This window comes from Nonomuraea aridisoli (genome assembly GCF_003236395.1).
Taxonomy (GTDB): Bacteria; Actinomycetota; Actinomycetes; order Streptosporangiales; family Streptosporangiaceae; genus Nonomuraea; species Nonomuraea aridisoli.
Genome location: NZ_POUD01000124.1, coordinates 1 through 24312, shown reverse-complemented (window position 1 = coordinate 24312; position 24312 = coordinate 1). Strand labels below are relative to the sequence as shown.

Sequence of the window (24312 nt, the reverse complement as noted above, 5' to 3'; positions counted from 1 at the left end):
GCCCACCCCCGCACTCCCCGGCGCCGAACGAGTGGACGCCACCGACACCGTCGACCTCGCCGAGACCGAACGCATGATCCGCACCCTCATCGCCGACGGCGTCGACGCCATCGCCCTCAACGGCACCCTCGGCGAATGCGCCACCCTCACCCTCGAGGAATGGAAGACCTTCGCCGGCTGCGTCGCCGACACCGTCCGCGACGTCAACCCCGACTTCCCCGTCTTCATCGGCGCCACCACCCTCAACACCCGCGACACCATCGCCCGCATGCGCTTCCTCGCCGACCTCGGCATCACCGGCACCCTCCTCGGCCGCCCCATGTGGGGCAACATGGTCGGCCCCGTCATGGAACGCTTCTACCGCGACGTCGCCGAAGCCGTCCCCGACCTCGCCATCGTCGTCTACGACAACACCGCCGCCTTCGGCGGCATCATCCCCCGCACCGTCTACAAGACCCTCGTCGAACTCCCCCAGGTCGTCGCCGTCAAATACGCCGGAGGCGCCAGCGTCGGCTTCCGCTACCACAACGACATGGCCCACACCCGCACCAGCTTCCCCCTCATGCCCATCGAGACCGACTGGCTGCCCGCCTGGCAGATGTACGGCGAAGACCTCGTCGGCATGGCCTGGTCCTCCACCACCGCCTGCGGCCCCGCCCCCGTCCTCGCCCTCCGCGACGCCCTCCGCGACGGCCGCATCCACGACGCCACCTGGCTCACCGAACGCCTGCGCTGGGCCCACGAACCCTTCCTCGTCGGCCAGGACTTCACCGAATTCGCCAAATACAACATCCCCCTCGAAAAGATCCGCGTGAACGAGGCCGGCTACATCCACGTCGGCAAGTGCCGCCCCCCGTACACCGAGGACCTCGTCCCGGACAAGCACGTCCAGGACACCAAGGACCACATCGCCGCTACCAGCAGGTCGTCAAGGAAGTCGCCGACCGGCTCGGCAGGACCCACACCGCGAGGGTGTGACCCATGGCGAGCGACGCTCTCCGGGCGGTGCTGAAGGAGATGCGCGACGGCGTGCCGGCCGGTCGCGTCCCCGCCCGTATCTTCAACGACCGGGAGGTCTACGAGCTGGAGATCGAGAAGGTCTTCGGCAAGGCCTGGTGCTTCCTCGCCCACGAGAGCGAGATCCCGAAGCCCGGCGACTACGTGACCCGGTACATCGCCAACAACAACATCATCGTCGCCCGTGACGAGCAGGGGCAGATCCACGCGCACCTCAACATGTGCCGCCATCGCGGCAACATGATGTGCAAGTCGGAGATGGGCAACGCCTCCCACTTCCGCTGCTCGTACCACGGCTGGGTGTACAAGAACTCCGGCGAGCTCATCGGCGTGCCGTACTTCAACGAGTCGTACGAGCGCAAGCTGAAGCGCAAGGACTGGGGCCTGGTCAAGGTGCGCATCGACACCTACGGCGGGCTCATCTTCGGCACCCTCGACCCCGACGCCGAGGACCTGCTCGACTACCTCGGCGGCTTCCAGTTCTACCTCGACATCTATCTCAAGCAGGGCCTGGAGGGCAGCGAGGTGCACGGCCCGCCGGACCACTGGGTGGCCGAGACCGACTGGAAGATCTGCACCGAGAACTTCTCCGGCGACGGCTACCACACGCCGGTGGCCCACCAGTTCGGCTTCCACCTCGGGTACTTCCCGTCCTCCGGCTCCACCCACAGCAAGGGCTGGGCGGTGCACATCCCGGACAAGGGGCACGGCATCGGCCTCGGGCACACGCCGGGCATGCCGCCGTTCTTCGGCTACCCGGACGACCTGGTGGCGCAGATGCGCGAGAGCCTGTCGGAGGAGCAGCTGGAGCTGTTCGGCAAGACCAGGACGGCGGTCGGCTCGGTCTTCCCGAACCTGTCGTTCCTCATCCAGCCGCTCAGCCTCGAGCCCGGCGACCCGGGCGTGCGGTTCTGCACGATGCGGCTCTACCACCCGATCGGGCCGGGCCGGATGGAGATGTGGTCGTGGTGCCTGGTGCCGAAGGGCGCCTCCCAGGAGTACAAGGACGCCGCCTACCAGGCGTACACGCTGGCGTTCGGGCAGGCGGGCACGTTCGAGCAGGACGACTTCGAGAACTGGACGAAGGTCACCAAGATGGCCGGCAGCACGCTGGCCCGGCGGGTCGACTTCCCGTACATCATGGGTCTCGACCGGGAGCCGCTGAAGGACTTCCCCGGGCCCGGCCACGCCGTGGAGCCGTACGTCACCGACGACAACTTCCGCAACCTCTGGTCCACGTGGGCCAGGTACATGACGGACGGTGAGTGAGGTGGCCCTGCGACCCGCCGCCAAGGTGGACCGGGAGATCCGCGAGTCGATCCGCGACTTCCTCTACGCCGAGTCCGCGGCCCTGGACGAGCGCCGCTTCCGCGACTGGCTGACCGCGTTCGCCGACGACGCCCGCTACGAGATCCCCGTACGGGTGACGAGGGAGAAGCTGCGGCCCCTACCGGGGCGCGGGCCGCCCCGAGGCGACGTACTACACCGAGCGGCTCGTGGACGAGGTGGCCGCCGAGCTGGGGCTCGACCCGGCCGAGGTGCGGCGGCGCAACTACGTCCCGGTGGAGAAGATGCCGTGGCGCACGCCGACCGGCCTCGACTACGACAGCGGCGACTACGCGCTCGCCCTGCGCACCGCCATGGACGCCATCGGCTACGACGACGTGCGGGCGCTGCAGGCCGCCGGCACCTCCGACGGCCGGCTCATCGGCGTCGGCGTCGCCTCGTACGTCGAGATCGGCGGGGTGACGCCGTCGGCGCTGGCCCCGATGGAGGGCTCGCCGGGTCTGTGGGAGAGCGCCCACGTGAAGGTGCTGCCGAGCGGCAAGGTGACGATCGCGCTCGGCACCTGCGGCCACGGCCAGGGACACGAGACGACGTTCGCGCAGATCGCGGCGGACGTGCTGCTGGTGCCGTACGAGAACATCACCATCGTGTACGGCGACACGGAGACCTCGCCGTTCGGGTTCGGCACGTTCGGCTCGCGCAGCGCCGCCGTCGGCGGCACGGCGGTGCTCATGGCGTGTCAACGGGTGGTGGAGAAGGCGCGGCGGCGCGCGGCCGACCTGCTGGAGGCCGACGAGGCCGACATCGAGCAGGTGCCGGGCGGCGGGTTCCAGGTCAAGGGGTCGCCGGAGAGCGCGGTGTCGTTCGCCACGCTGGCCGTCAAGGCGCTGATGCTGACCAAGCCGCTGCCCGAGGGCGAGGAGCCGGGGCTGGACGCCATGGCGTACTTCGACCCGCCGAACTACACCTTCTCCTCCGGCACCCACGCCTGCGTGGTCGAGGTCGACCGCGACACCGGGCACGTCGAGGTCACCGACTTCGTGGCCGTCGACGACTGCGGCACCGTCATCAACCCCCTGGTCGCCGAGGGCCAGGTGCACGGCGGCGTCGCGCAGGGCATCGCGCAGGCCCTGTACGAGCGCATCGTGTACGCCCCCGACGGGCAGCCGATGACCTCCTCGCTCATGGACTACGCGGTGCCGGTCGCCCGCCAGCTGCCGTCGATCCGCACCGTGAACGTGGCCTCCCCACGCCGGTCAACCCGATGGGCGTCAAGGGCATCGGCGAGAGCGGCGCCATCGGCTCCACGCCCGCCGTCGTCAACGCCGTCATGGACGCGCTGCGCCGGGCCGGGGTCTCGTACATCGACATGCCGCTGACCCCGGAGCGGGTGTGGGCGGCTCTGGAGGGCGCACATGCAACCGCTTGACCTGGTCAAGGCGCACCTGCGGGCCGAGGACGAGGGCGACGTCGCGGCCGTGCTGGCCACGTTCACCGAGGACTGCGTCTACCGCATCCCCGCCTACGACGTGGACCTGCGCGGCAAGGAGCAGATAGGCGCGTTCTACCGCTCGATGTTCGCCTCGTTCCCCGACTTCGTGAACGAGACGGAGACGTACCACGTGTCGGACCAGGCGATCTTCGTGGAGATCGTCACCCGGCGCACGCACGACGGGGTCTGGCGCGACCTGCCGCCGACCGGCCGCAGCTTCCGCACCACGTCGCTGGCGCAGTTCCCCGTCGCCGCCGACGGGCTGCTCGGCGGCGAGATCGTGCACGTCAACCCGGTGGACGCGCTGTACAAGATCGGCGCGCTGCCGAGCCCCGACCTGTTCCAGACTGTGCGGCGCTTCCGCCCGCTGGCGCGGCGGGTGGCGCTGGTGACCGGCGCCTCGCGCGGGATCGGCGCCGCCGTGGCCGAGGCGCTCGCCGACGCGGGCGCGGACGTGGTGCTCGCCGGCCGCGACCGCGCCGCCCTCACGGAGGTCGCCGGACGGGTACGCGCGGCCGGGACCCACGTCGAGATGCTCACCGGCGACGTGACCGACGTCGGCGCGTGCCGCCGGCTGGTCGCGGAGACCGTCGCGCGGCTGGGCCGGCTCGACGTGCTCGTCAACGCCGCGGGCGGCACCCGGCGCGGCCCCGCGCTGGAGGTCACCGAGGAGGACTGGGACGCCGTCCAGGACATGAACCTGAAGTCGGCGTTCTTCACCTCCCAGGCGGCCGCGCGGGTCATGGAGGAGGGCGGGAGCATCGTCAACGTCGCCTCCCTCAACGGCGTCGTCGGCAACGCCTGGGCGGCCGGGTACGCCGCCAGCAAGGGCGGCATCGTGCAACTGACCAAGAGCCTGGCCCTGGAGTGGGCCGATCGGGGCATCAGGGTCAACGCCATCGGCCCCGGCATGGTGGACACCCCGATGACCGAGCCGCTCCAGCAAGACCCGGAGCGCATGGCGCGGCTGCTCTCCCACATCCCGATGGCCCGCTTCGGCCGCCCGGACGAGATGGGCGGCGCCGCCGTCTTCCTGGCCTCGGACGCGTCGGCGTACATGACGGGCCAGGTCGTCTACGTCGACGGAGGCTACCTCTGTGTCTGACTCCCCCACCGCCCCACCCTCCGCGGCGTTCGCGTCGAGTGTCATCGTGACGGGGGCGGCCGGCGGGATCGGGCGGGCGTGCGCGCTCGCGGCGGCCCGCGCCGGGGCCGCGGTGACGCTGGCCGACCGGGATCCGGAACGGCTCGCCGCGGTGGCGGCCGAGATCGGGCCGGGCGCGCTCGCCGTCCCCGCCGACGTCACGGACGAGGCCCAGTGCGTACGGCTGGTCGAGGCCGCCGTCGAGCGGCACGGCCGGATCGACGGGATGGTGCTGTCGGCGGGCGTCGCCCGGCACGTGCCGCTGACCGAGATGACCCTGCGCGAGTGGCAGGACATGCTTGCGGTCCACCTGACCAGTGCGTTCCTGTGCCTGCGCGAAGCCGCGCGCGCCATGACGGGCGGCGGCTCCGTCGTCTGCATCGCCTCGTCGGCGGCGGCCGGCCTGGGCCCGCTCCACCAGGCGCACTACGTCGCCGCCAAGGCCGGCGCGCTCGGCCTCGTCCGCGCCGCCGCCCGCGAGCTGGGCCCGGCCGGGATACGCGTCAACGCCGTCTCCCCCGGCTTCACCGCCACGCCGATGAACGACGGCCTGTTCACCGCCGAGGACGTACGCCGGCGCGAGCTCGCCTCCCCGCTCGGCCGCGTCGCGAACCCGGAGGACGTGGCCGCCGCCGTCACGTACCTCCTCAGCGACGCCACCGCCTTCACCACCGGCCAGACCCTGCACGTGAACGGCGGCACCCACATGCCCTGACCGCCCGCCGGATCAACGTCGCGTCCTGGTCGAGAAGCTCACGCGGGCGCTTCTTCCAGTCGGCGGTGACCACGACGCCGTCACCCCGATAACGCGGCACCACGTGCAGGTGGAGGTGGAAGACGTTCCCCGTGCCGTCCGTCCGCGACCCTATCCCTCGCGGTGGACGGGTGGGAGGACGGTGAGGGCCAGGGAGAGGGCGAGGCGGTCGCCCGGGGTGTCGAGGTTCAGGCTGGTCAGGGCGGCGAGGCGGTTCAGGCGGGCGCGGATCGTCTCGCGGTGCACCCCGGCCGCGGCGGCGGCGGGGTCCCAGCGGTAGTTGGCCGCCACCCACGCCCTGGCCGCCGTCAGCAGGGCGGCGGCGTCGGGGGCCGCGCTCACCGGGGCGAGCAGCGCGTCGGCGAAGCGCACGGCGGCGGACGAGGAGAGCAGGCGGTCCAGCTCCAGGGCGGGCGTGTCGGAGTAGCGCACCACGGGACGATCCGCCCTGGTCAGGCCGGCGGCGAGGAGGGCCTCCCTGATCCCGGCCGCCGCCTCCTCGGGCGGCCTCGGCGACGACACCCCGGCCCGCGCGCTCCCCAGCAGGCCGGGCAGCCGCTCCTCGCCGAAGCCGGGCGTCGCCAGCACCACCGCCGGGTCGCGGGAGGCGGGCCAGCCACCGGCGGCGACGATCCGGGCCGTGGCCTGACGGTGTCCCGGCCCGGTCAGCGCGACGGCGATCATCTCGGACGGCAGCGGGAGCTCGACGATCGCCGCCACCCTGGCCGCGGCCCGCACGTCGCCCTCCGCCAGCAGGTTCCCGACCACGCCGCGCAGCTCCCGCTCCCCGCCCCGCTCCAGCACGGTGAGCAGGGCCGCGGCGGTGCCGACGATGCCGGCCGTCCAGTTCGGCCGCTCCACCACCAGGGCCGCGCCGACGCAGAGCGTGCCGCGGCGTTCCCTGGCCGGGCCGAGCGGCACGGCGGTGACGGGCACGCCGTCCAGTTCGTCCTGGAGCATGTGCAGGGACTGGCGGTCGGCGCGCCGGGCCAGGGCGGCGAGCGCGGCCGCGGACGGGCCCGCGTCGTGGGGCGCGCGCAGGGTCACCGCGTGCCCGGCGTCGAGGACGGCCACCCATCCGCGCAGCTCGCGGGCCAGCCGGTCGGTGACCGCCTGCCGTCCGGCGCGGCCCGCCTCCGCGAGCCGCTGCTGCACCCTCCTGGCCTGCTCGGCCTCCTTGCGCGCCTCGGCGGCGTTCAGATCGGCGACCGCGCGGTCCACGGCCACGAACGGCGTGCGGACCGGCACCTCCAGGAGGGTGAGCCGGTGACGGCGGGTGGCGGCGACCACCTCGGCGGGGATCTCGGTGAACCAGGGGTCGAGCCCGAACCCGACGGCCCTGGCCTGCGCGGCGGCCAGCCGGTCGGCCCACCGCTCGGCCGCGGCCGCCTGGTCGGGCTCGTCCCGCAGCCACATGCCGCTGGTCAGCAGCAGCTCGGCGCCGTCCAGCCAGGGCCCGGGGTCCGGCAGCTCCGACACCGCCACCCACCGCACCGGGTGGTCGAGCCCCTCATGCCCGAACACCACCCGCAGCCCCAGCCGCGCATCGGCCACGAGCTGCCTGAGCGTCACCGCCATATCCTCACCGTTCCCTGACACGTCGAGACCGCACCGCCCGCCGTCACGCCTCGGCACGCGTCCGCCTACCATCGTCCGGTGGAATCGCTCGACACGTTGCTCGCCGCGCACCGCGCGTACCTCCTCGGCTGGAACGCCGGCGCGCCCGCGAGCGACGACCTGCCGATCTACCGCAGCGAGGTGCCGCACGCGCCGCTCAACGGGGTGCTGCGCGTGCGCGGGCATGCCCCGGGGGACGCGCTCGCCGAGGCGCGCGACCATCTGGACGGCGTGCCGCGGATCTGGTGGGCCGGTCCCGACAGCGACGCCGGCACCGCGGACGCCCTGGTGTCCCTCGGCGCCGTCCGCGTCGCCCGCATGCCGATCATGACCGTGGCGATCGACCGGGCGGCGTACGCGCCGTCGCCGGACGGGCTGCACGTCGCGGAGGCCACCGACCTGGCGGAGTTCGTCCCGGCCTACGCCCGCGTGTCCGGCATCAGCCCGGACGGCGTGGCCGCCGCGATCGAGCGGGAGAAGGCGTTCTCCGCGGACGGCACGGTGATCAGGCTGGCCGGTCGCACGGCCGACGGCGCGCTCGCCGGCACCACCGTGGCCTGGCTGAGCCACGGCCTGCTCACCCTCTACTTCGTCGGCACCCAGCCCGAGCACCGCCGGCGCGGCGTCGCCACCGCCCTGACGACCGCCGCGCTCCGCCTGGCCCGCGAGCGCGGCGTCCGTACCGCCGCCCTCACCTCCACCCCCGCCGGCGAATCGCTCTACCACCGCATCGGCTTCCGCACGGCGGGCGCCTTCGAGCTGCTGTCGTTCTGAACGTCGCCATGGCGTCAGCCCGCCGCGGTCGCCTGGCTTTCCGGGAGGACGGTCGCCGGGGCGAGGAGGGCCGCGGTGAACAGGTCGGCGCGCCGGCGGGCCAGCTGGGGTTTCGCCGCGCAGACCGCGCCCATGTCGTCGGGGCCGCTCAGCGGGCACGACAACGAGGTCCAGCCCGGCTCCGTGGCGAGCACCTCCCGGCGCGGCACCGCCACGTGGTCCGGGGCGAACACGCCGCCGGGCACGGGCCCGTCGTTGGCCAGCGCCACCCATACGTGGGAGTCGCCCGCCCGCAACCGCGCGGGATGGGCGAAGGCGGGGTCGGGACGGCGCAGCTCCTCCGGTTCGAGCGGCACCCGGGTGCCGTCGAAGGGCACGGGGAACGGCCACGACACCGCCGCGGGCACGGCGATCACGTCGGCGCCCTCCACCGCGGCCACCCGCGACGGCTCGAACGGCGCCAGCTCCTCCCCCGCGAGCAACCCGAGCGTCCCCCACGGCCGCCGGACGGTCCGCGTCGGCTCACCCCCCGGCTCCGCCCACGACGCGTGCGCTCCCAGATGGGTGACGTCCCTGCGGGCGATCACCCCCTCGCCACCGACCAGCACGACGGCGTACCGTACGCCACCGGCCGCGACGCCCGAAGCCGTCGCCCCACCCGGCCGCGATGCGACACCCGGAACGTCCTGCTCGTCCAGGCGGGAGGGGACGGCCAGGGCGGTGACCGCCTCGCAGGCGTGCCGGGCGCACCAGGCCGACAGACGGTCCAGCGCCGTACGGGCCGCGGCCGGGTCGGGCACGCCGCCGGTCAGGTGGAAGGCGGGCAGCACCGTGAGCCGCGTCCCCTCCGGAGGCGGAGGCGGGAGCTCCGCGCCGCCCCCGACCGCCGGGGTGTGGACGGCGACCAGCACTTCGGAGCCGGAGGAGTCGCCGGTGAGAGCGTGGCGGGACTCCCGCGGCCAGGTCGTGGTGCGGGCCAGGGGTCGGTACTCCGCAGGGCGGCGGGCGGCGAGGAGGCGGTGGCGCAGGTCGCGGGCGGCGGCGAGGTCGAGCTCGGCGGTCAGGACGCCGGGCCCGTCGTCCAGCGCGGTGACGACGTCACCGGTGTGGTCGATGACGCAGCTGCCGCCGCTGAACTGCACGCGCCGCCCGTGCATCGTCTCCGCGCCGGCCTGGTCGGCGGCCACGACGGGCAGGCCGTTCTCCCAGGCGCGCAGCCGCCAGGTGGCGCTCGGCCCCGGCTCGTCCACCCACGCGGTGGGCAGCGCGATCCAGTCGGCCCCGCTCAGCGCGGCGTACCGGGCGGACTCGGGGTAGTCCATGTCGGCGCAGATCAGCGGGACGCAACGCCCCGCCGGGGTGTCCCAGACGGGCGGCGGCAGGTGCCCGTCGGCCGCCCACAAGGGGTCGGCGACGAAGGGGTGCGCCTTGCGGTACGCGTCCACGGGACCGTCCGGCCCGATGAGCACGCACGTGTTGTGCAGGGTGCCGACCCGGGTGTCCAGCTCCGGCATGCCGAGCACGAGCCAGGCCCCGGTCGCGCGGCACAGCCGGGCCAGGCGGCGGACGGAGGGACCGTCCACCGGCTCGGCCAGGCCGCGCACCGCGTCCTCGTCCGGCCACAGGTAGCCGGTGAGCGCCAGCTCAGGCGTGACGACGACCCGCGCGCCGCCGGCCGCCGCCCGCGCGGCGAGCTCCTCGATGGCGTCGAGGTTGGCGGGCACGTCGCCGTGCGCCGAGACGAGCTGGACGGCGCCGACGGTGACGGCGCCAGGGGTGTTCTGCGGCATGCGCGGGCTCCACATCATTCGAAGACGATCACGCTATTCGAAGACGATGACGCTCCTCGTCCGGGTGCCCGCCCGCATCGCGTCGAACGCGTCGTTCACCTCGTCGAGGCGTACGCGGTGCGAGATGAGCGAGTCGAGCGGCAGCCGGCCGGCCAGATACAGGCGGGCGAGCCGGGGGAAGTCGAGGCTCGGCACGGCGCCGCCGTAGTTGGAGCCGATGAGCGTCTTGCCCGCCTCGGCCAGCTCCAGCACGTCGATGCCGGCCTTGGCGCCCTGCGGCGGCAGGCCGACGAGCACGCCCACGCCTCCGGTCGTCAGCAGCGAGGGCAGCGACTCGACGGTCTCGACCCGGCCGATGACCTCGAAGGCGTAGTCGGCGCCGCCGGAGGTGATCTCCGCGACCTCGGCCGCCACCTGAGCGGCGTCCCCGCCGGCCCGTACGGTGTGGGTGGCGCCGAACGAGCGCGCGGCGGCGAGCTTCTCCTCGGCGGTGTCCACCGCGACGATCGGGTACGCCCCGGCCAGGGCGAGCCCCATGACGACGGCGAGGCCGACACCGCCGCAGCCGACGACGACGGCGGAGGCCCCGGCGGGCACCTTGGCGTTGTTGACCACGGCGCCCACGCCGGTGGTGATCGAGCAACCGATCAGGCTGGCCACGTCCATCGGCACGTCGGCGGGCACGCGGACGGCGGCCGACTCGGGCACGACGGCGTACTCGCTCATCGTGCCGACGGCGAGATAGGGGTAGACGACGCCGGCGGCGTCGCGCAGCCGGGTGGTGCCGTCGGGCAGCAGGCACTCGTTGGAGCGGGTGCCGGTGCAGGCCCACGCCTTGCCGGCGGCGCAGGCGCGGCAGCGGCGGCACGGGTAGTACCAGGACAGGATCACGGTGTCGCCGGGGGCGACGTCGGTCACGCCGGCGCCGACCTGCTCGACGACGCCGGCGCCCTCGTGACCCATCACGGTCGGCGTGGGCAGGCTCCACTCGCCGTCGAGCACGTGCCGGTCGGAGCCGCACACGCCGGAGGCGGCGATGCGGACCAGCACCTCGCCCGGGCCCGGGTCGGCGACCTGGATCTCGCGGACGGTCAGCCTGTCGCCGCGGCCGTCGTGGACGGCGGCGAGGGCGGTACGGGGCATCACGCTCTCCTGTCGTCGTAGCCGCCGCGTCCCCGGTTGAGCAGCCGGGTCAGCAGCAGGTGGGTGAGGGCGGCCACCACCACGGCCGGCACCGACGCGGTGAGCACGTTGAACGCGGGCTGGGTGGCCAGGGTCTGCGGGTTGTAGAGCCAGACGTACGCGATGGCCCCGAGCGCGGTGGACAGCACCCCCGCCAGGTTGAACCCGCCGGTGAAGTGGTACGGGCTGGCGGCGCCGTGAGCGTACAGGCCGCGCAGGTCGATCCGCTGGCGGCGCAGCACGAAGTAGTCGGCGATGACCGTGCCGCAGATCGCGGCCAGGAACGCCCCGCTCCAGGTGACGAAGACGAGGAAGCCGTCGTACAGCAGGCTCGGCCAGAAGCTGACCACGGCCGGCAGCACGAAGAACCCGGCGGTGAGCCACTCCCAGCGGACCTTCGCCAGCAGGTTGCCGCCCGCCTGCCGCAGCGCCAGGCAGGTGGAGTAGACGATGGACGACAGGCTGGTCAGGTTGGCGAAGGCGATGAAGATCAGCGCCAGCACGCCGAGCCATTCGCCGCCGAGCGGGACCATCCAGACGGTCGGGTCGGAGTCGCCCAGCGTCAGCGCCGCGGCCATGCCGACCACCTGGGCGACGAGGGTGGCGCCGAACAGCCCGATGTAGCCGGGCCACAGGGCGCTGCGCGGCCGGTCGGTCAGCCGGGCCAGGCTCCCCATGACCGGCCACCAGGAGAAGCCCACGCCGAGGTTGAACTCCACGGCCAGGGCGAAGTTGAGCCTCTCGTCGGGGAACGGCGCGAGCGGCGGCGCGGCCATCAGCTCCGACCACGACGTGCGGGTCAGCAGCAGCACGATCATGCCCACGGTGAGCACGGCCAGCCCGGGGGCCACGATGCGGTTGAACATGCGCATCGCGAGCGGCCCTTTGACCAGGATCAGCCACGCGGCGACGATGGCCACCAGCGCGAGCAGGGTCACCGGGAGCGCGTCCGGCCCGATGGCGGTTCCGAGCACCTGGTTGGACACCTGGGTGGCGGCCCGCCCGAACATCACGCTGAGCAGCGCGGACCAGCCCATCTCGGTGAACAGCACCACGGTGAACACCAGCAGCGCCACCCCGCCGAAGCCGAACGCGGTGCGCAGCACGGTGTACTGCTCCACGCCGTAGCGCTGGCTGGAGACGACGCTGGCCAGCAGCATCACGCCGACGGCGATGGCGTTGCCGATGATCATCGCCGCCAGGCCCTTCTGGAAGCCGACCAGCCCGGCGGTCTGGCCGCCGACGAGGAAGGCCCAGGTGGCGATGGCCAGGCCGACGTTCACCCAGCTGAAGTCGGCGAAGTTCCACACCCGCTCGGAGCGCAGCACGGGCAGCGAGCCGAACGTGGCCTCGCGCCTGACGTCCTCTTCGACGGCCATCACGCCATCACCCAGCCGATCAGCGTGAGCACCACGACGACCGCCGCGAACAGCCACAGCTCGGCCGCCGGCAGCGGGGCGTGCGCGGGGTCGCCCGCCTCGTCCTCCTCCAGCGCGCGCAGCCGTCGTTCCAGCTCGGCGCGCACCGCGGGATCCTGTACGTCCATGCGTCCTCCTCACACCGGTCAGGGGACGGCGGGTCCGAGGGGGTGCCGGGGAGGAGGCACAGCCGCCGCGTGGCCGGTGTGCAACAAACGGTAAGCGCAGGTCCAGGCGTTGTTCGCACTGTGTTTCCGCTGTTCGCCGCCGCGCGGTGGCGGATTTGCCGCGACCATTGCCAAGATCGCGAGCCGCTGGGAGTATCCCAACCGAACGTTGCGATACACGGTCAAACCGCACCCCCCAGGTGGCACATGATGCGAAACACCTCTTCGTGGACCTTCGACGCCATCCCCGACCAGTCCGGCCGGCTCGTGGTGGTGACCGGCGCCAACAGCGGCATCGGCTACGTCACCGCCCGCGAGCTGGCCCGCCGCGGCGCCCGCGTCGTCCTGGCCTGCCGTGACCCCGAACGCGGTCAGGCCGCGCTCGCCCGCATGAAGGAGGAGGCGCCCGGCGCCGAGCTGGAGCTGCGCCGGGTGGACCTGGCCAGCCTGGCCTCCATCAGGGAGTTCGCCGCCGGCTGGGACCTCGGCCGGCTCGACCTGCTGGTCAACAACGCCGGGATCTCGATGGTGCCGTACGCGGTGACCGAGGACGGGTTCGAGTCGCAGGTCGCGGTCAACCATCTCGGCCCGTTCGCGCTGACCGGCCTGCTGCTGCCCCATCTGCTCGCCGCGCCCGACCCGCGGGTGGTCGCCGTCACCAGCCTGGCGCAGCGCTACGCCCGCTTCGACCTGGACAACCTCAACGCCGAGCGCTCCTACTCGCCGATGTTCACGTACGCGGTGGCGAAGCGGGCCACCCTCTACTTCGCGCTCGAACTCCAGCGCCGGGCGGACGCCGCCGGGCTGAGGCTGCGCAGCATGGCCGCCGCGCCGAAGCTCACCCGCTCCAACATCCTCACCGGCGGCCCGCACGCCGCCAAGGGACGGCTCTACCGGACGCTCGCGCCGCTCGTCGTGCGTTTCGCCTTCCGTCCCACTCCCGAGGGCGCGCAGACCTCGTTGTACGCCGCCACCGTGCCGGACCTGCCCGGCGGCGGCTACGTCGTCGCCGACGGGCCGATGCAGGCGTACGGCTCCCCCACGCTCCGCACCCGCGACCCCGCCATCGACGACACCGACACGGCGCGGCGGCTGTGGGAGGTCTCGGAACGCCTCACCGGCGTCACGTACGAGAGCGTGATGCGCCGAGCTTGAGGCCGTCGAGCCAGCCGGTCAGCAGGTGGTTGACCTCGTCGGCGCGTTCCTGCTGGACCCAGTGGCCGCAGCCGTCGAGCAGGCGGGAGGAGACCATGCCCGGCATCGTCGTGGGGTAGGCGTCGATCGCGGCGGACAGCCAGGTGGTGGAGGCGTCCAGGGCGCCGCCGATGAACAACGACGGCTGGAGGATGGGGGCGGCGTCCCAGGGGGCGAGGTCCTCCCAGTCGCGGTCCATGTTGCGGTAGCGGTGCAGCGCCGTGCTCATGCCGGTGCGTTCGAACTCGGCGGCGTAGACGTCGAGGTCGTCCTCGCTCAGCCAGGACGGCAGGGCCCCGCCGGGGAACCGGTCGCGCAGCGTGCCGCCGCGGGCCACGAAATGGGGGTCGGGCCGGTCGGGGCCGGGCATGGTGCCGGCGGACAGCGCGGCGTAGATGCCGGCCAGCCAGCCGCGCACGTCCGGCTCGATCTCGGCCTCGGCCCGCCCGGGCTCCTGGAAGTAGGAGACGTAGAACTCCTCGTCGCCGCCCATCCGGGCGAACGTCTCGCTGGGCCGGGGCACGCCGCGCGGGGCGTAGGGCACGCTCAGCAGCCCGACGGCGGTGAAGACGTCCGGCCGGATCAGGGCGCTGTGGGCGGCGATGGCCGAGCCCCAGTCGTGGCCGACGACGACCGCCGTCTCCTCGCCGAGGGCGCGCACCACGGCGACGTTGTCCTCGACCAGCTCCAGCATCCGGTACGCGGACACCGCGTCCGGCTTGGACGAACGGCCGTACCCGCGCACGTCCACGGCCACGGCCCGGTAGCCGGCGCCGGCCAGCGCGGGAAGCTGGTGGCGCCAGGAGTACCAGAACTCGGGGAACCCGTGCACCAGCAGCACGAGCGGCCCTTCGCCCTGCTCGACCAGATGGATCCGGCCCGCCGGGGACGGCACCAGCCGGTGGGTTGCCCGTGACATGAGTCCTCCTTCGCCGAAGCTCGCGACTCCACGATGGCGCGGCGGCCCCGGTTCCGGGTAACCGCGTTGCCGTTTCGGCAAAGCCGCCCACCTCCGAGGCAGCGATGGCACTGGAAGCCAGATCTCGAGCGTGGGCTGAATAGCATGGCGTCCATGCGGGAGATAAAGGTGGATCTGGCGGTCATCGGTTTCGGCAAGGGCGGTAAAACGCTCGTCGGGGCGTTGGCGAAGGCGGGCAAGCGGGTGGTCCTGATCGAGCAGTCCGATCAGATGTACGGCGGGACGTGCACAACATCGCCTGTGTTCCGACCAAGGCCCTGATCTACCGGTCGGAGCATCCGGACAAGCGGGTTGACGAGGCGGCCTGGTTCGAGCAGGCGGCCGAGAAGAAGACGGCCCTGGTCGAGGCGATGCGGGCCAAGAACTTCGAGATCTTCGATTCACCTGAGACTTCGACCGTGATCACTGGCCGGGCGCGCTTCGCCGACCCGCACACGCTACGCGTCACCGCCGGCGTCGATGAGTTGGAGATCCGCGCGGAGACGATCGTGATCAACACCGGCGCCGCGTCGATCGTGCCCCCGATCCCCGGCCTGGCCGAGAGCTCGCGGGTCGTCACCAGCACGGGGATGCTGGCGCTGACCAAGCAGCCGGACGAACTGGTGGTGCTCGGTGGTGGCTACGTCGGCGTGGAGTTCGCCTCGATGCACGCCGCGTTCGGTACTCCGGTGACGCTGATCCAGCGCGGCGACCAGCTGCTGCCGGCCGAGGGCCCTGACATCGCCGCCGAGGTGCGGGCGCTGCTGGCCGACGCGGGTGTCCGGGTGCTCACCGGCGCCACCGTCGAGCGCGTCGACGATGCGGGCGCAGGCAGGGCGGTCGTCACCTACCGCACCCGCTCAGGTGAGACCGCGACGGCGCGCGGTGATGTCGTACTGGCTGCTCTCGGTCGGCGCCCGGTGACCGACGGGCTCGGCCTGGCCGAGGTCGGCATCAAGGTCGGCTCAAGGGGCGAGGTGATCGTCGACGAACACCTGCGCACGAGTCTGCCGCACGTCTTCGCGGTCGGCGACGTCAACGGCGGTCCGCAGTTCACCTACATCTCACTCGACGACTACCGGATCGTGCTCGACCAGCTGACCGGCTCTGGCACCCGCTCCGTGAACGACCGCCGCTACGTGCCGCACGTCGTCTTCACCACCCCGCCGCTGGCGCGGGTCGGCATGACCGAGGCCGAGGCGCGGGCCACCGGCCGCCCGCTCAAGACCGCCGTGCGCAAGGTGGCGGAGATGGCGATCCTGCCGCGGGCCAAGATCGTCGGCGACCCGCGGGGCGTGATGAAGGCGATCGTCGACGCCGAGACCGATGAGGTGCTCGGCGTGACCATGCTTGCCCACGATGCGCATGAGACGGTCAACACTCTTGCCGTCGCACTCCGGCTCGGGGCGACCGCGAGCGTGCTGCGCGACGGGATCTACACCCATCCGTCGATGACCGAGGCGTTCAACGACCTCTTCGCCAACCTCGCCTGAGCCCACATCCGCCGCCCGGGGCGCCACCCCCTCCTCCCGGCGGCCACCGCACCGGACACAGCCAGGCCAGAGCCAGACGCAGCCCTGGCAAAAGTCAGACATCACGAATTCACAGGACATCAACCAAGTTGCTAGCAAATTGGGATGACCCTCCCTTTACTCTCAGGCAATGCGTGCAATGCCCCGGGCACTCGCGATCCTCGTCACCGCCGGCGTCACCGCCGGCTCGATCGCGGCCCTCCCCTCTGCCCCCGCCGCCGCAGCGGCGGGCACGGTAGTCATCAGCCAGGTGTACGGAGGCGGCGGAAACTCCGGCGCCCCCTTCGCCAACGACTACGTCGAGCTCTTCAACCGCAGCGGCGCCCCGGTCTCGCTGGACGGCTGGTCGGTGCAGTACACGAGTGCCACCGGCACCGGAAACTTCGCCGCCAACAGGACGAGCCTCTCCGGCACCCTGGCCCCCGGCCGGTACCACCTGGTCCAGCTCGCAGCGGGCGCCAACCCGGGCACGCCGCTGCCCGCGCCCGACACCACCGGCGGCATCAACGTCAGCGCCACGGCGGGCAAGATGGCCCTCGTCCGCTCCGCCGACGGCCTGGCCTGCAACGGCTCCACCACCGCCTGCACGCCCGAGCAGCTCGCGCTCGTCGCCGACCTGGTCGGGTTCGGCACCGCGAACTTCTCCGAGGGCAGCCCCGCGCCCGGTCTGAGCAACACCACCGCCGCGATCCGCAGGAACGGCGGCTGCGCCGACACCGACGACAACGGCGCCGACTTCGAGGCCGCCGCCCCGGCCCCGCGCAACAGCGCCACCCCGGCGGCCCCCTGCGAAGGCGGCGAGGAGCCGACCCCGACGCCGACGCCGACCCCGACCCCGACGTGCGACACCCCGGCCACGCACACCATCGCGCAGGTGCAGGGCGGCGGCGACGCCGGCCCCCTCGCCGGGCAGGACGTCCGGGTCGAGGGCGTCGTCACCGGCGACTTCCAGGCGAGCGGCCAGCTCGGCGGCTTCTACCTGCAGAGCGCCGCGCCCGACCGCGACCCGGCGACCTCCGAGGGCCTGTTCGTGTTCTCGTCCGCGCCGGTGAACACCGGTGACCGGGTGCTCGTCTCCGGCAAGGCGATCGAGTTCAACGGCCTGACCGAGATCTCACCCGCCACCGCGGTCGACGTCTGCGGCTCCGGCTCGGTCAGGCCGACCGTGCTGGACCTGCCGCTCGACAAGGGCGTCACGTTCGAGCGTTACGAGAACATGCTCGTCACGTTCAAGGACGACCTGGCCGCCTCCGAGATCTACAACCTCGGCCGGTTCGGCGAGATCCTGCTCGCCGAGGGCGGGCGGCTGTGGCAGCCGACCGACCGCAGGGGCGTCGACCCCGAGAAGGACGCGCGGCGCTCGATCCTGCTCGACGACGGCTCCAACGCGCAGAACCCGGCGCGGCTGCCGTACCACTCCGAAGGGTCGGAGACCGTGCGCCTCGGCGACGAGGTCGAGGACCTGACGGGCGTGCTCACCTACGGCTTCGACGTCTACCGCGTCGAGCCGACCCGGCCGGTCGTCTTCGAGCCGGAGAACCCGCGCCCGGCCGCGCCGCGCAAGGTCGGCGGCGACGTGCGAGTGGCGAGCCTCAACACGCTCAACTGGTTCACCACGCTCGACTCGCGCGGCGCGACCACGGCCGCGGAGCGTGACCGCCAGCTCGCCAAGCTCGTCAACACCATCCTCGCGCTCGACCCGGACGCCGCCGGCCTCATGGAGGTCGAGCGCAACGCCGACGTGGCGCTGAACGCCCTGGTCGAGGCGTTGAACGCCAAGGCCGGCGCGGGCACGTACCGGGGGATCACCCACCCGAACCCGGGCACCGACGCCATCCAGACCGCGCTGATCTACAAGCCGGCCAAGCTCACCCCGGTCGGGGCGGCGCGCTCGTCGGCCGACCCGATCTTCAACCGGCCGCCGCTGGTGCAGACGTTCCGCAAGGCGGGCAGGAAGGGCGGCCAGAGCTTCACCATCCTGGTCAACCACTTCAAGTCGAAGGGCTGCACCGACGCCGACGGCCCCGCCACCGGCCCCGACGCCGACCAGGGCGACGGCCAGAGCTGCTACAACGCCAAGCGCGTCAAGCAGGCCGAGGCGGTGCTCGGCCTGATCGACAGCCTCAAGCTGAAGAACGCGCTCGTCGTCGGCGACATCAACGCCTACGGCGAGGAGGACCCGATCCGGGCGTTCGAGCGCGGCGGGCTGACCAGCCTCAGCAAGGAGTTCGTCCCGTCGAAGGACCGCTACAGCTACGTCTTCGAGGGTCTGTCGGGCGAGCTGGACCACGCCCTGGCCGACAGGAAGCTGGCCAAGCGGGTGACCGGCGCGACGATCTGGCACATCAACGCCGACGAGGGCCGGTTCATGGACTACAACACGGAGTTCAACCCGCCGTACCTGTACGGGCCCGGCCCGTACCGTTCCTCCGACCACGACCCGCTGCTGATCGGGCTCGACCTCTGACGCCGCCCGCGGGCCATGGTCACTCGCCATGGCCCGCGGCCGCTCAGCGGGCCAGCCGCCCGAGCAGCGCCGAGGCCGCCGTGATGCCCAGGGCCGCGGCCAGGACCAGGACGGCGAAGCACAGCGGCAGGTTGGCGGGGGTGCCGAGCAGCAGTCCGCGCAGCGCCTCCACCTCGTAGCTGAGCGGGTTGATCGCGCTGATGACCCGCAGCCAGGAGGGCATGGACTCGGTCGGGTAGAGCGCGTTGGAGGCGAAGAACAGCGGCATGGTGATGGCCTGGCCGATGCCGAGCAGCCGGTCGCGGGTGCGGGCGATCCCGGCGATCGTCACCGACAGGCAGGCGAAGAACGCCGAGCCGAGCACCACGACCACGACCATCCCGAGCAGGCGCAGCGGGTTCCACGTCAGGCTCACGCCCAGCAGCGCGGCGATGACCAGCACGACGAAGGCCTGCACGATCGCCTTCACCCCGGCCGCGAACGCCTTGCCGGCCACCAGCGCGGCCCGCGGGGTCGGCGTGACCAGCAGCTTGGTCAGCACGCCGGAGTCGCGTTCCCAGATGATGTGGATGCCGTAGAAGATGGCGATGAACATCGTCGACTGGGCGATGATCCCGGGCGCCAGATAGTCGCGGTACGGGATGCCGCCCGTCGGGATCACGCCGATGCGGTTGAAGGTCTCCCCGAAGATCACCAGCCACAGCGCGGGCTGGATCGCGCGGGTGTACAGCTCGCTGCGGTCGTGACGGAGCTTCTGCAGCTCCACCACGCACATCGCGCCGACCCTGGCCGGGACGAGCCGCCACGCCGGTCGCGAGCGCGGCGGGGTGAGCAGCAGCCCCCGGCCCTCAGCCGACGCGGGAGGCGGTGCGGCGGGTGCGGCGGACATCGCGGAAATCCCCTCCTTCGTCGAGACCGCTGCCGGCGACGTCGCGGAAGACGTCCTCCAGCGTCGGGGACGAGCCGTCGCCGCGGCGGGCGCGCAGGTCGTCGGTGAGCTGCCGCGGCGTGCCGACCGCGCGCACCCGGCCCTGGTGCATGAGCGCGACCCGGTCGCAGTACTGGTCGGCCTCGTCCATGTAGTGCGTGGTGACCAGGACGGTCATCCCGCTGGCGGCGCGCACCGCCATGATCTGCTCCCACACGCCGGTGCGGGCGATGGGGTCGAGCCCGATCGTCGGCTCGTCGAGGATCAGCAGGCGCGGCGAGCTGACCAGCGCCTGAGCCAGCTCCAGGCGGCGGATCATGCCGCCGGAGTACGTGCCGGCCATGCGGTCGGCGGCCTCGGCCAGCCCGACCGCCTCCAGCGCCTCGGCGACGCGGGGAGCACGTTCCTTGCGCGGCACGTCGAAGACGCGCGCGAACAGCGCGACGTTCTCGCGGCCGGTCAGGTTCGCGTCCGCCGACAGCTGCTGGGGCACGTAGCCGAGCATGCGGCGCACCGCCATCCGGCCGGCGGCCACGTCGTGCCCGAAGACCTTCACCATGCCGGCGGGGACGGGCAGCAGCGTGGTCACGCAGCGGATCGCGGTGGTCTTGCCGGCGCCGTTGGGCCCCAGCAGGCCGAACACCTCGCCGGACGTGACCGTCAGGTCGAGCCCGTCGACGGCCTTGGAGCCGCCGAAGGCGTAGGTCAGCCCCGTGCACGTGACCGCGTCCGCCGTCGGCGGCGTGTCGTCCGTCACGCCGAAGTCACCTCCTCACGCAGGCCGTCGGCGAGCCTGCGCAGCGCCGGGAGCGCGGCCACCAGCGCCGCGCGGTCGTCTTCGCCGAGCCGGTCCACGAGCTCGCGGAACACCGCCGTACGCCGCTCGCGCCAGGCCCGCAGCCGCGCCTCGCCCTCGGGCGTGGGCAGCAGCCGGGCCGAGCGGCGGTCGTCGCTGCGCGTCTCGCGGCGCAGCAGCCCGGCGTCGGTGAGCTGGTTGACCAGCGTGGAGACCGAGTTGCCGGCCAGGTAGAGCTCCTTGGCCGCGGCCGAGACGCTGACCCCGGGGTTGTCGGCGACCAGCCGCAGCAGCTCGACCTGGGCGCCGCGCAACCGCGGCTCGGGCGCCTCCTGTCGCAGCCTGCGCCGGATGAGCCGGTTGACCCCGGCCATGACGCCGGCCAAGGCGTCGGGCAGATCCGCCATGTTCATGCCCAGAATATTAGCTCTGCTTACGACATATCCGGAAGACGCCCCTGGCCGTGGCGCTGATTCCGCTGCTCACACAGCCTGGGGAAGGGATCGGCCGGGTGGCCGGTCGGCACGGAATCCATCATCATGACAGTCTGCGATCGCCTGGTCGCGTACCGTCTCCGACGACAAGGAGCCCCCGCAGTGACGCTCGAGCCGACCGTGGAGAACAGGCCCGCACCCGCCGTCGAGGCCGACCGGGCGCAGGAGGAGTGGCGCGTCGCCGCCTGCCTGCGCGCGGAGCACGGCGAGGAACACGGCGAGGAACACGGCGAGGAACACGGCGAGGAACACGGCGAGGAACACCGGGTGATGCTCACCTTCCTCGCCCACCGCCACGCCCGGCCGGCCGCTCACGCGTGCGGCTGGTCGGTGAGCGTCCCGGGGCGCGCGGCCTATCGGGCGCGTACGTGGAGTGACGGCGGCGCGGTGGAGCTGGTCCGCCTCGACGTCTCCACGGGGTGGGACCCGCACGTCCGCGACGCGGTCCTGGAGGCGTGCTCGGGCGGGCGGCCGATCGCGCCCGACCTGCCGCTGCCCGGCCCGGCGGCCATGGCGGCCGGCCGCCTCCGGCTCGACTTCGGCGGCGTCGCGGAGTTGTCCGCCCCCGCCGAGGGCGGCTATCACGTCGTCGTGCGCGGCGAGGACGAGACGTGGAAGCTGCGGCTGCGCCCGCTCAAGCCCGCCGTGCGGGGCGCGGGGCCGGACGTGGAGCTGCTGCCCCGGCTGGCGGCCGAGGCCGCGTGGCACCGGCCGGGGCGGGCGCCCGTGCCGATGACGGGCCTCGCCCTGTACCAGCGCGCCCGCGACGCGGCCGACGACCACCGGACGTGGATCGCCCTGCACCTGGACAACGGCTGGGACGTGGTGGCCGCGGAGACCTCCCGGCGCCCCGCCCGCGTGGTGCTCGTCGCGCCGGACGGCTCCCGCCACGAGGCGGCGGCGCGCCTGGAGCCGGGCGAGCGCTGGACGTCGGCCCGGACCCTCAACGCCTACCCCGCCGTCTGGCGGATCGAGGCCCCCGGCCTGTCGCTCCGGGTCGCCGCCTGCTTCGCCGGGCAGGAGCGGCAGACCGTCTTCCGGCTGGGAGCCCTCCTGGAGGCCGCCGCGACCGTCGAGGGCGAGCTGCGCGGCGAGCCGGTACGCGGCGACGGCCGGCTGGAGGTGCTGCCGGTCAACCGGATCACCGACTTCGAGGGCCACGTGGAACGCCTGCGTGAGCTCACCCACGCCGAGGTCGTCCGCCTGTATCCCGACGCGCCCGACCGCGCGGCGATCAGCGCCCTGGCCGGGCTCGCCCCCGCCTCCGGCTGGCCCGCCGAGGTCGTCACCGAGCCGCTGCACCGCGCGCTGGTGGCGCCGGTCCGGCACCTGGCCGACGCCATGGGCAAGGGCTGGCGCAGCTACGCCGCGGTCGCCGCGATGGAGATGCAGGGCGTCAGCAGCGAGCCGTACCGTGCGCTGCTGGCGCTCGCCGAGCTGATGCACACGGCCAGCCTCATGGTGGACGACGTGGAGGACAACGCGCCGGTGCGCCGCGGGCGGCCCGCCGTGCACCAGGTGTTCGGCCAGGCCACCGCCATCAACACCGGGACGCACGCGTACCTCGTCTTCGACCAGGTCGTACGCCACCTGCTGCCGGACGACCCGGGCCGGCGGCTCCGCCTCTACCAGGCGTACCTCGACGGCATGCGCCGCAACCACGCCGGCCAGGCGCTCGACATCCTCGGCCACCACGACGCCATGGACGCCGCCGTGGCCACGGGAGACGCCGTCACCGTGCTGGAGCGGGTGCGGACCACGCACCGCCTCAAGACCGGCGGGATGGTGCGCGGCGTCGGCGAGTTCGGGGCGATCCTCGCCGGCGCGCAGGGCGAGCTGCTGGACCGGATCAGCGCGTACTTCGAGGCCGTGGGGCTGGCGTACCAGATCACCGACGACGTCGCGGACCTGCGCGCCGTGCTGGCCGCTCCTGGCGAGCCCGGCTCCCGCGTGGCCAGGCTGCCCGGCGAGGACATCAGGGAGGGCAAGGTCACCTATCCCCTGGCGCTGGCCGTCGCCCGGCTTCCCCGGCACCGGCTGCGGGAGGTCTGGGAGATCGTGCGCGCGGGGAACGCCGATCCCGCCGCCGCGGCGCAGGTCGCCGAGGCGCTGGACGGCTGCGGCGCCGTCGCGGCCGCCCTGGAGGAGGCCCGCCGCGCCGTCGACGAGGCGTGGCAGCCGCTCCAGGCGCTGCTGCCCGTCAACCACCACACCGTCATGATCCGGGCGCTCGGCCTCTACGCCGCCCGGCGTCACCTGGACGAGTGACCGGCGACCGGCAGCAGGCGGGCGAGCGGGGCGGGCAGCCACCAGTTGCGGGCGCCGAGGAGGCGCATCAGCGCGGGGACGAGCGCCAGCCGGATGACGGTCGCGTCGATGACGATCGCGACGGCCACGGTGAGCCCGAGCTGCACCAGGTGGTGGCGTTCCGCGGTGAGCAGCGCGGCGAAGGTGACGACCATGACGGCGGCGGCCACGGTGATGGGCCGGGCGGTGTGGCGCAGGCCGTGGACGACGGCGGCCTCATTGTCGCCGTGGGCGTGGTGGTGCTCGGCGATGCGGTGGATGAGGAAGATCTCGTAGTCGATCGACAGGCCGAACACCAGCGTGAACGCCAGCAGCGGGATCAGCGTGTTGACCTCGTCGCCGACCAGGTCCGGCAGGTGCCGGGTGGCCAGCGTGAGCAGGCCGAACGCGGCGGTGACGGCCAGCGCGTTCATCAGCACGGCCTTGACCGGCAGCAGGACGCTGCGGAAGGTCACCAGCAGGAAGAGCAGCGAGCAGCCCAGCACCAGCGGGATCACCGTGCCGAGCTGGACGGTGGTCTCCTCCATGAGGTCGGAGAAGATCACGCTGGGCCCGGTCACGTGGGCCCGCTGGCCGGGCGGCAGCGACGCGGGGATGAGCTGCCGGGTGATCTGCCGGGCCAGCTCCGTGGTGGCCTGCTCGTCGATGTGCGTACGGATGAGGACGAGCACGACGGTCGTGTCGCGGCCGTTGTCGGACGGCAGGACGAGCGCCACCCCGGGATCCCGCTGGAGCGCCGTGACGAGGGCGGCGGTGTCGACCGGCGGCGTGCCCGCCGGATGCGGCAGCACCACGGCCAGCGCCGAGGAGACCCGGTCGGCCTCCATGTGCGCGAGCCCCCGCCCGAAGTCGGTCTCCCCGATCGAGGGCCGGTCGAGGTCGAAGCCCAGCCGCAACCCGGCCACCGGCGCCGCCGCAGCGACCAGCACCCCCGCACAGACCAGCGTGTACGCGACGGGATGCCGCATGAGATGCCACGCCCACCGCCCCCACC

At 73.1% G+C, this 24312-nt stretch carries 21 protein-coding genes and 1 pseudogene; 12 read left to right on the top strand and 10 right to left on the bottom strand.

Translation table 11 applies throughout. The annotated features are described in order from the left end of the window. The 6 genes and pseudogenes from C1J01_RS26600 to C1J01_RS26575 form a co-directional block, all read left to right on the top strand. Nucleotides 1-1012: dihydrodipicolinate synthase family protein (locus C1J01_RS26600; protein WP_220040106.1), on the top strand; the 1012-nt coding region annotated here is incomplete at its 5' end. Further along, nucleotides 982-2286, top strand: coding sequence for an aromatic ring-hydroxylating oxygenase subunit alpha (locus tag C1J01_RS26595; protein ID WP_111181701.1), 1305 nt, complete (start codon nt 982-984; stop codon nt 2284-2286). The genes C1J01_RS26600 and C1J01_RS26595, both read left to right, overlap by 31 nt. Before the next feature lie 179 nt (nt 2287-2465). Next, nucleotides 2466-2561 (top strand): annotated as a pseudogene (locus C1J01_RS53515) (molybdopterin cofactor-binding domain-containing protein); the annotation flags it as partial. Between the two features lie 27 nt (nt 2562-2588). Continuing rightward, nucleotides 2589-3683, top strand: a complete 1095-nt coding sequence (locus C1J01_RS26585) for a molybdopterin cofactor-binding domain-containing protein (RefSeq protein WP_328589681.1) — start codon at nt 2589-2591, stop codon at nt 3681-3683. Nucleotides 3684-3719: 36 nt separating this feature from the next. Next, entirely contained in the window at nt 3720-4901 is a 1182-nt protein-coding gene (locus tag C1J01_RS26580; protein WP_111181699.1) for an SDR family oxidoreductase, read from the top strand. Continuing rightward, a complete protein-coding gene (locus C1J01_RS26575) occupies nt 4894-5655 on the top strand; it encodes an SDR family NAD(P)-dependent oxidoreductase (protein WP_111181698.1) in 762 nt (253 codons plus the stop codon). The genes C1J01_RS26580 and C1J01_RS26575 overlap by 8 nt, the downstream gene beginning before the upstream one ends. A 150-nt stretch (nt 5656-5805) precedes the next feature. Here the strand turns inward: C1J01_RS26575 and C1J01_RS26570 are convergent, their stop codons facing one another. Continuing rightward, nucleotides 5806-7266 carry a PucR family transcriptional regulator gene (locus C1J01_RS26570; RefSeq protein WP_181448979.1) on the bottom strand — a complete coding sequence of 487 codons (1461 nt, stop codon included), beginning with the start codon at nt 7264-7266 and terminating at the stop codon, nt 5806-5808. Between the two features lie 84 nt (nt 7267-7350). On the opposite strand from C1J01_RS26570, the gene C1J01_RS26565 reads away from it, so the two are divergent. Continuing rightward, on the top strand, nt 7351-8085 hold the full coding sequence (locus C1J01_RS26565) for a GNAT family N-acetyltransferase (RefSeq protein ID WP_181448978.1): 735 nt from the start codon (nt 7351-7353) through the stop codon (nt 8083-8085). A gap of 14 nt (nt 8086-8099) precedes the next feature. Here the strand turns inward: C1J01_RS26565 and C1J01_RS26560 are convergent, their stop codons facing one another. From C1J01_RS26560 to C1J01_RS50130, 4 genes are read right to left on the bottom strand one after another with little or no spacing between them, the layout of a single operon-like run. Beyond that, nucleotides 8100-9875: a nitrilase-related carbon-nitrogen hydrolase gene (locus C1J01_RS26560; RefSeq protein WP_181448977.1), complete on the bottom strand. Its 1776-nt coding sequence runs from the start codon at nt 9873-9875 to the stop codon at nt 8100-8102. Between the two features lie 33 nt (nt 9876-9908). After that, nucleotides 9909-11018, bottom strand: coding sequence for an alcohol dehydrogenase catalytic domain-containing protein (locus tag C1J01_RS26555; RefSeq protein WP_111181694.1), 1110 nt, complete (start codon nt 11016-11018; stop codon nt 9909-9911). Beyond that, complete coding sequence (locus C1J01_RS26550; RefSeq protein WP_111181693.1) at nt 11018-12436, bottom strand: purine-cytosine permease family protein; 1419 nt, start codon at nt 12434-12436, stop codon at nt 11018-11020. Before C1J01_RS26550 ends, C1J01_RS26555 begins: the two co-directional genes overlap by 1 nt. Then, a complete protein-coding gene (locus tag C1J01_RS50130; protein WP_181448976.1) occupies nt 12436-12603 on the bottom strand; it encodes a hypothetical protein in 168 nt (55 codons plus the stop codon). Before C1J01_RS50130 ends, C1J01_RS26550 begins: the two co-directional genes overlap by 1 nt. 246 nt (nt 12604-12849) lie before the next feature. Between C1J01_RS50130 and C1J01_RS26545 the strand changes: the two genes are divergently transcribed. Beyond that, nucleotides 12850-13797, top strand: coding sequence for an oxidoreductase (locus tag C1J01_RS26545; RefSeq protein ID WP_235854688.1), 948 nt, complete (start codon nt 12850-12852; stop codon nt 13795-13797). Here C1J01_RS26545 and C1J01_RS26540 read toward each other — a convergent pair. Continuing rightward, nucleotides 13766-14755 carry an alpha/beta fold hydrolase gene (locus C1J01_RS26540; RefSeq protein WP_111181692.1) on the bottom strand — a complete coding sequence of 330 codons (990 nt, stop codon included), beginning with the start codon at nt 14753-14755 and terminating at the stop codon, nt 13766-13768. The genes C1J01_RS26545 and C1J01_RS26540 overlap by 32 nt on opposite strands. A 153-nt stretch (nt 14756-14908) precedes the next feature. Between C1J01_RS26540 and C1J01_RS51405 the strand changes: the two genes are divergently transcribed. From C1J01_RS51405 to C1J01_RS26530, 3 genes are all read left to right on the top strand, one after another. Then, nucleotides 14909-15076: a hypothetical protein gene (locus C1J01_RS51405; RefSeq protein ID WP_220040105.1), complete on the top strand. Its 168-nt coding sequence runs from the start codon at nt 14909-14911 to the stop codon at nt 15074-15076. Beyond that, on the top strand, nt 15040-16287 hold the full coding sequence (locus tag C1J01_RS26535; RefSeq protein WP_220040104.1) for a dihydrolipoyl dehydrogenase family protein: 1248 nt from the start codon (nt 15040-15042) through the stop codon (nt 16285-16287). Before C1J01_RS51405 ends, C1J01_RS26535 begins: the two co-directional genes overlap by 37 nt. Before the next feature lie 169 nt (nt 16288-16456). Then, a complete protein-coding gene (locus C1J01_RS26530; protein ID WP_111181691.1) occupies nt 16457-18793 on the top strand; it encodes an ExeM/NucH family extracellular endonuclease in 2337 nt (778 codons plus the stop codon). Nucleotides 18794-18836: 43 nt separating this feature from the next. Here C1J01_RS26530 and C1J01_RS26525 read toward each other — a convergent pair whose 3' ends face one another. From C1J01_RS26525 to C1J01_RS26515, 3 genes are read right to left on the bottom strand one after another with little or no spacing between them, the layout of a single operon-like run. Then, nucleotides 18837-19682, bottom strand: a complete 846-nt coding sequence (locus C1J01_RS26525; RefSeq protein WP_111181690.1) for an ABC transporter permease — start codon at nt 19680-19682, stop codon at nt 18837-18839. Beyond that, nucleotides 19642-20478 (bottom strand): ABC transporter ATP-binding protein, encoded by an 837-nt coding sequence (locus C1J01_RS26520; RefSeq protein WP_111181689.1) that lies wholly within the window; start codon nt 20476-20478, stop codon nt 19642-19644. Before C1J01_RS26520 ends, C1J01_RS26525 begins: the two co-directional genes overlap by 41 nt. Then, nucleotides 20475-20930 carry a MarR family winged helix-turn-helix transcriptional regulator gene (locus C1J01_RS26515; protein ID WP_111181688.1) on the bottom strand — a complete coding sequence of 152 codons (456 nt, stop codon included), beginning with the start codon at nt 20928-20930 and terminating at the stop codon, nt 20475-20477. Before C1J01_RS26515 ends, C1J01_RS26520 begins: the two co-directional genes overlap by 4 nt. A gap of 183 nt (nt 20931-21113) precedes the next feature. On the opposite strand from C1J01_RS26515, the gene C1J01_RS26510 reads away from it, so the two are divergent. Further along, nucleotides 21114-23279: a polyprenyl synthetase family protein gene (locus tag C1J01_RS26510; RefSeq protein WP_111181687.1), complete on the top strand. Its 2166-nt coding sequence runs from the start codon at nt 21114-21116 to the stop codon at nt 23277-23279. Here the strand turns inward: C1J01_RS26510 and C1J01_RS26505 are convergent. Next, the coding region (locus C1J01_RS26505; protein WP_220040103.1) for an MMPL family transporter at nt 23264-24312 on the bottom strand (1049 nt) is incomplete at its 5' end. The genes C1J01_RS26510 and C1J01_RS26505 overlap by 16 nt on opposite strands.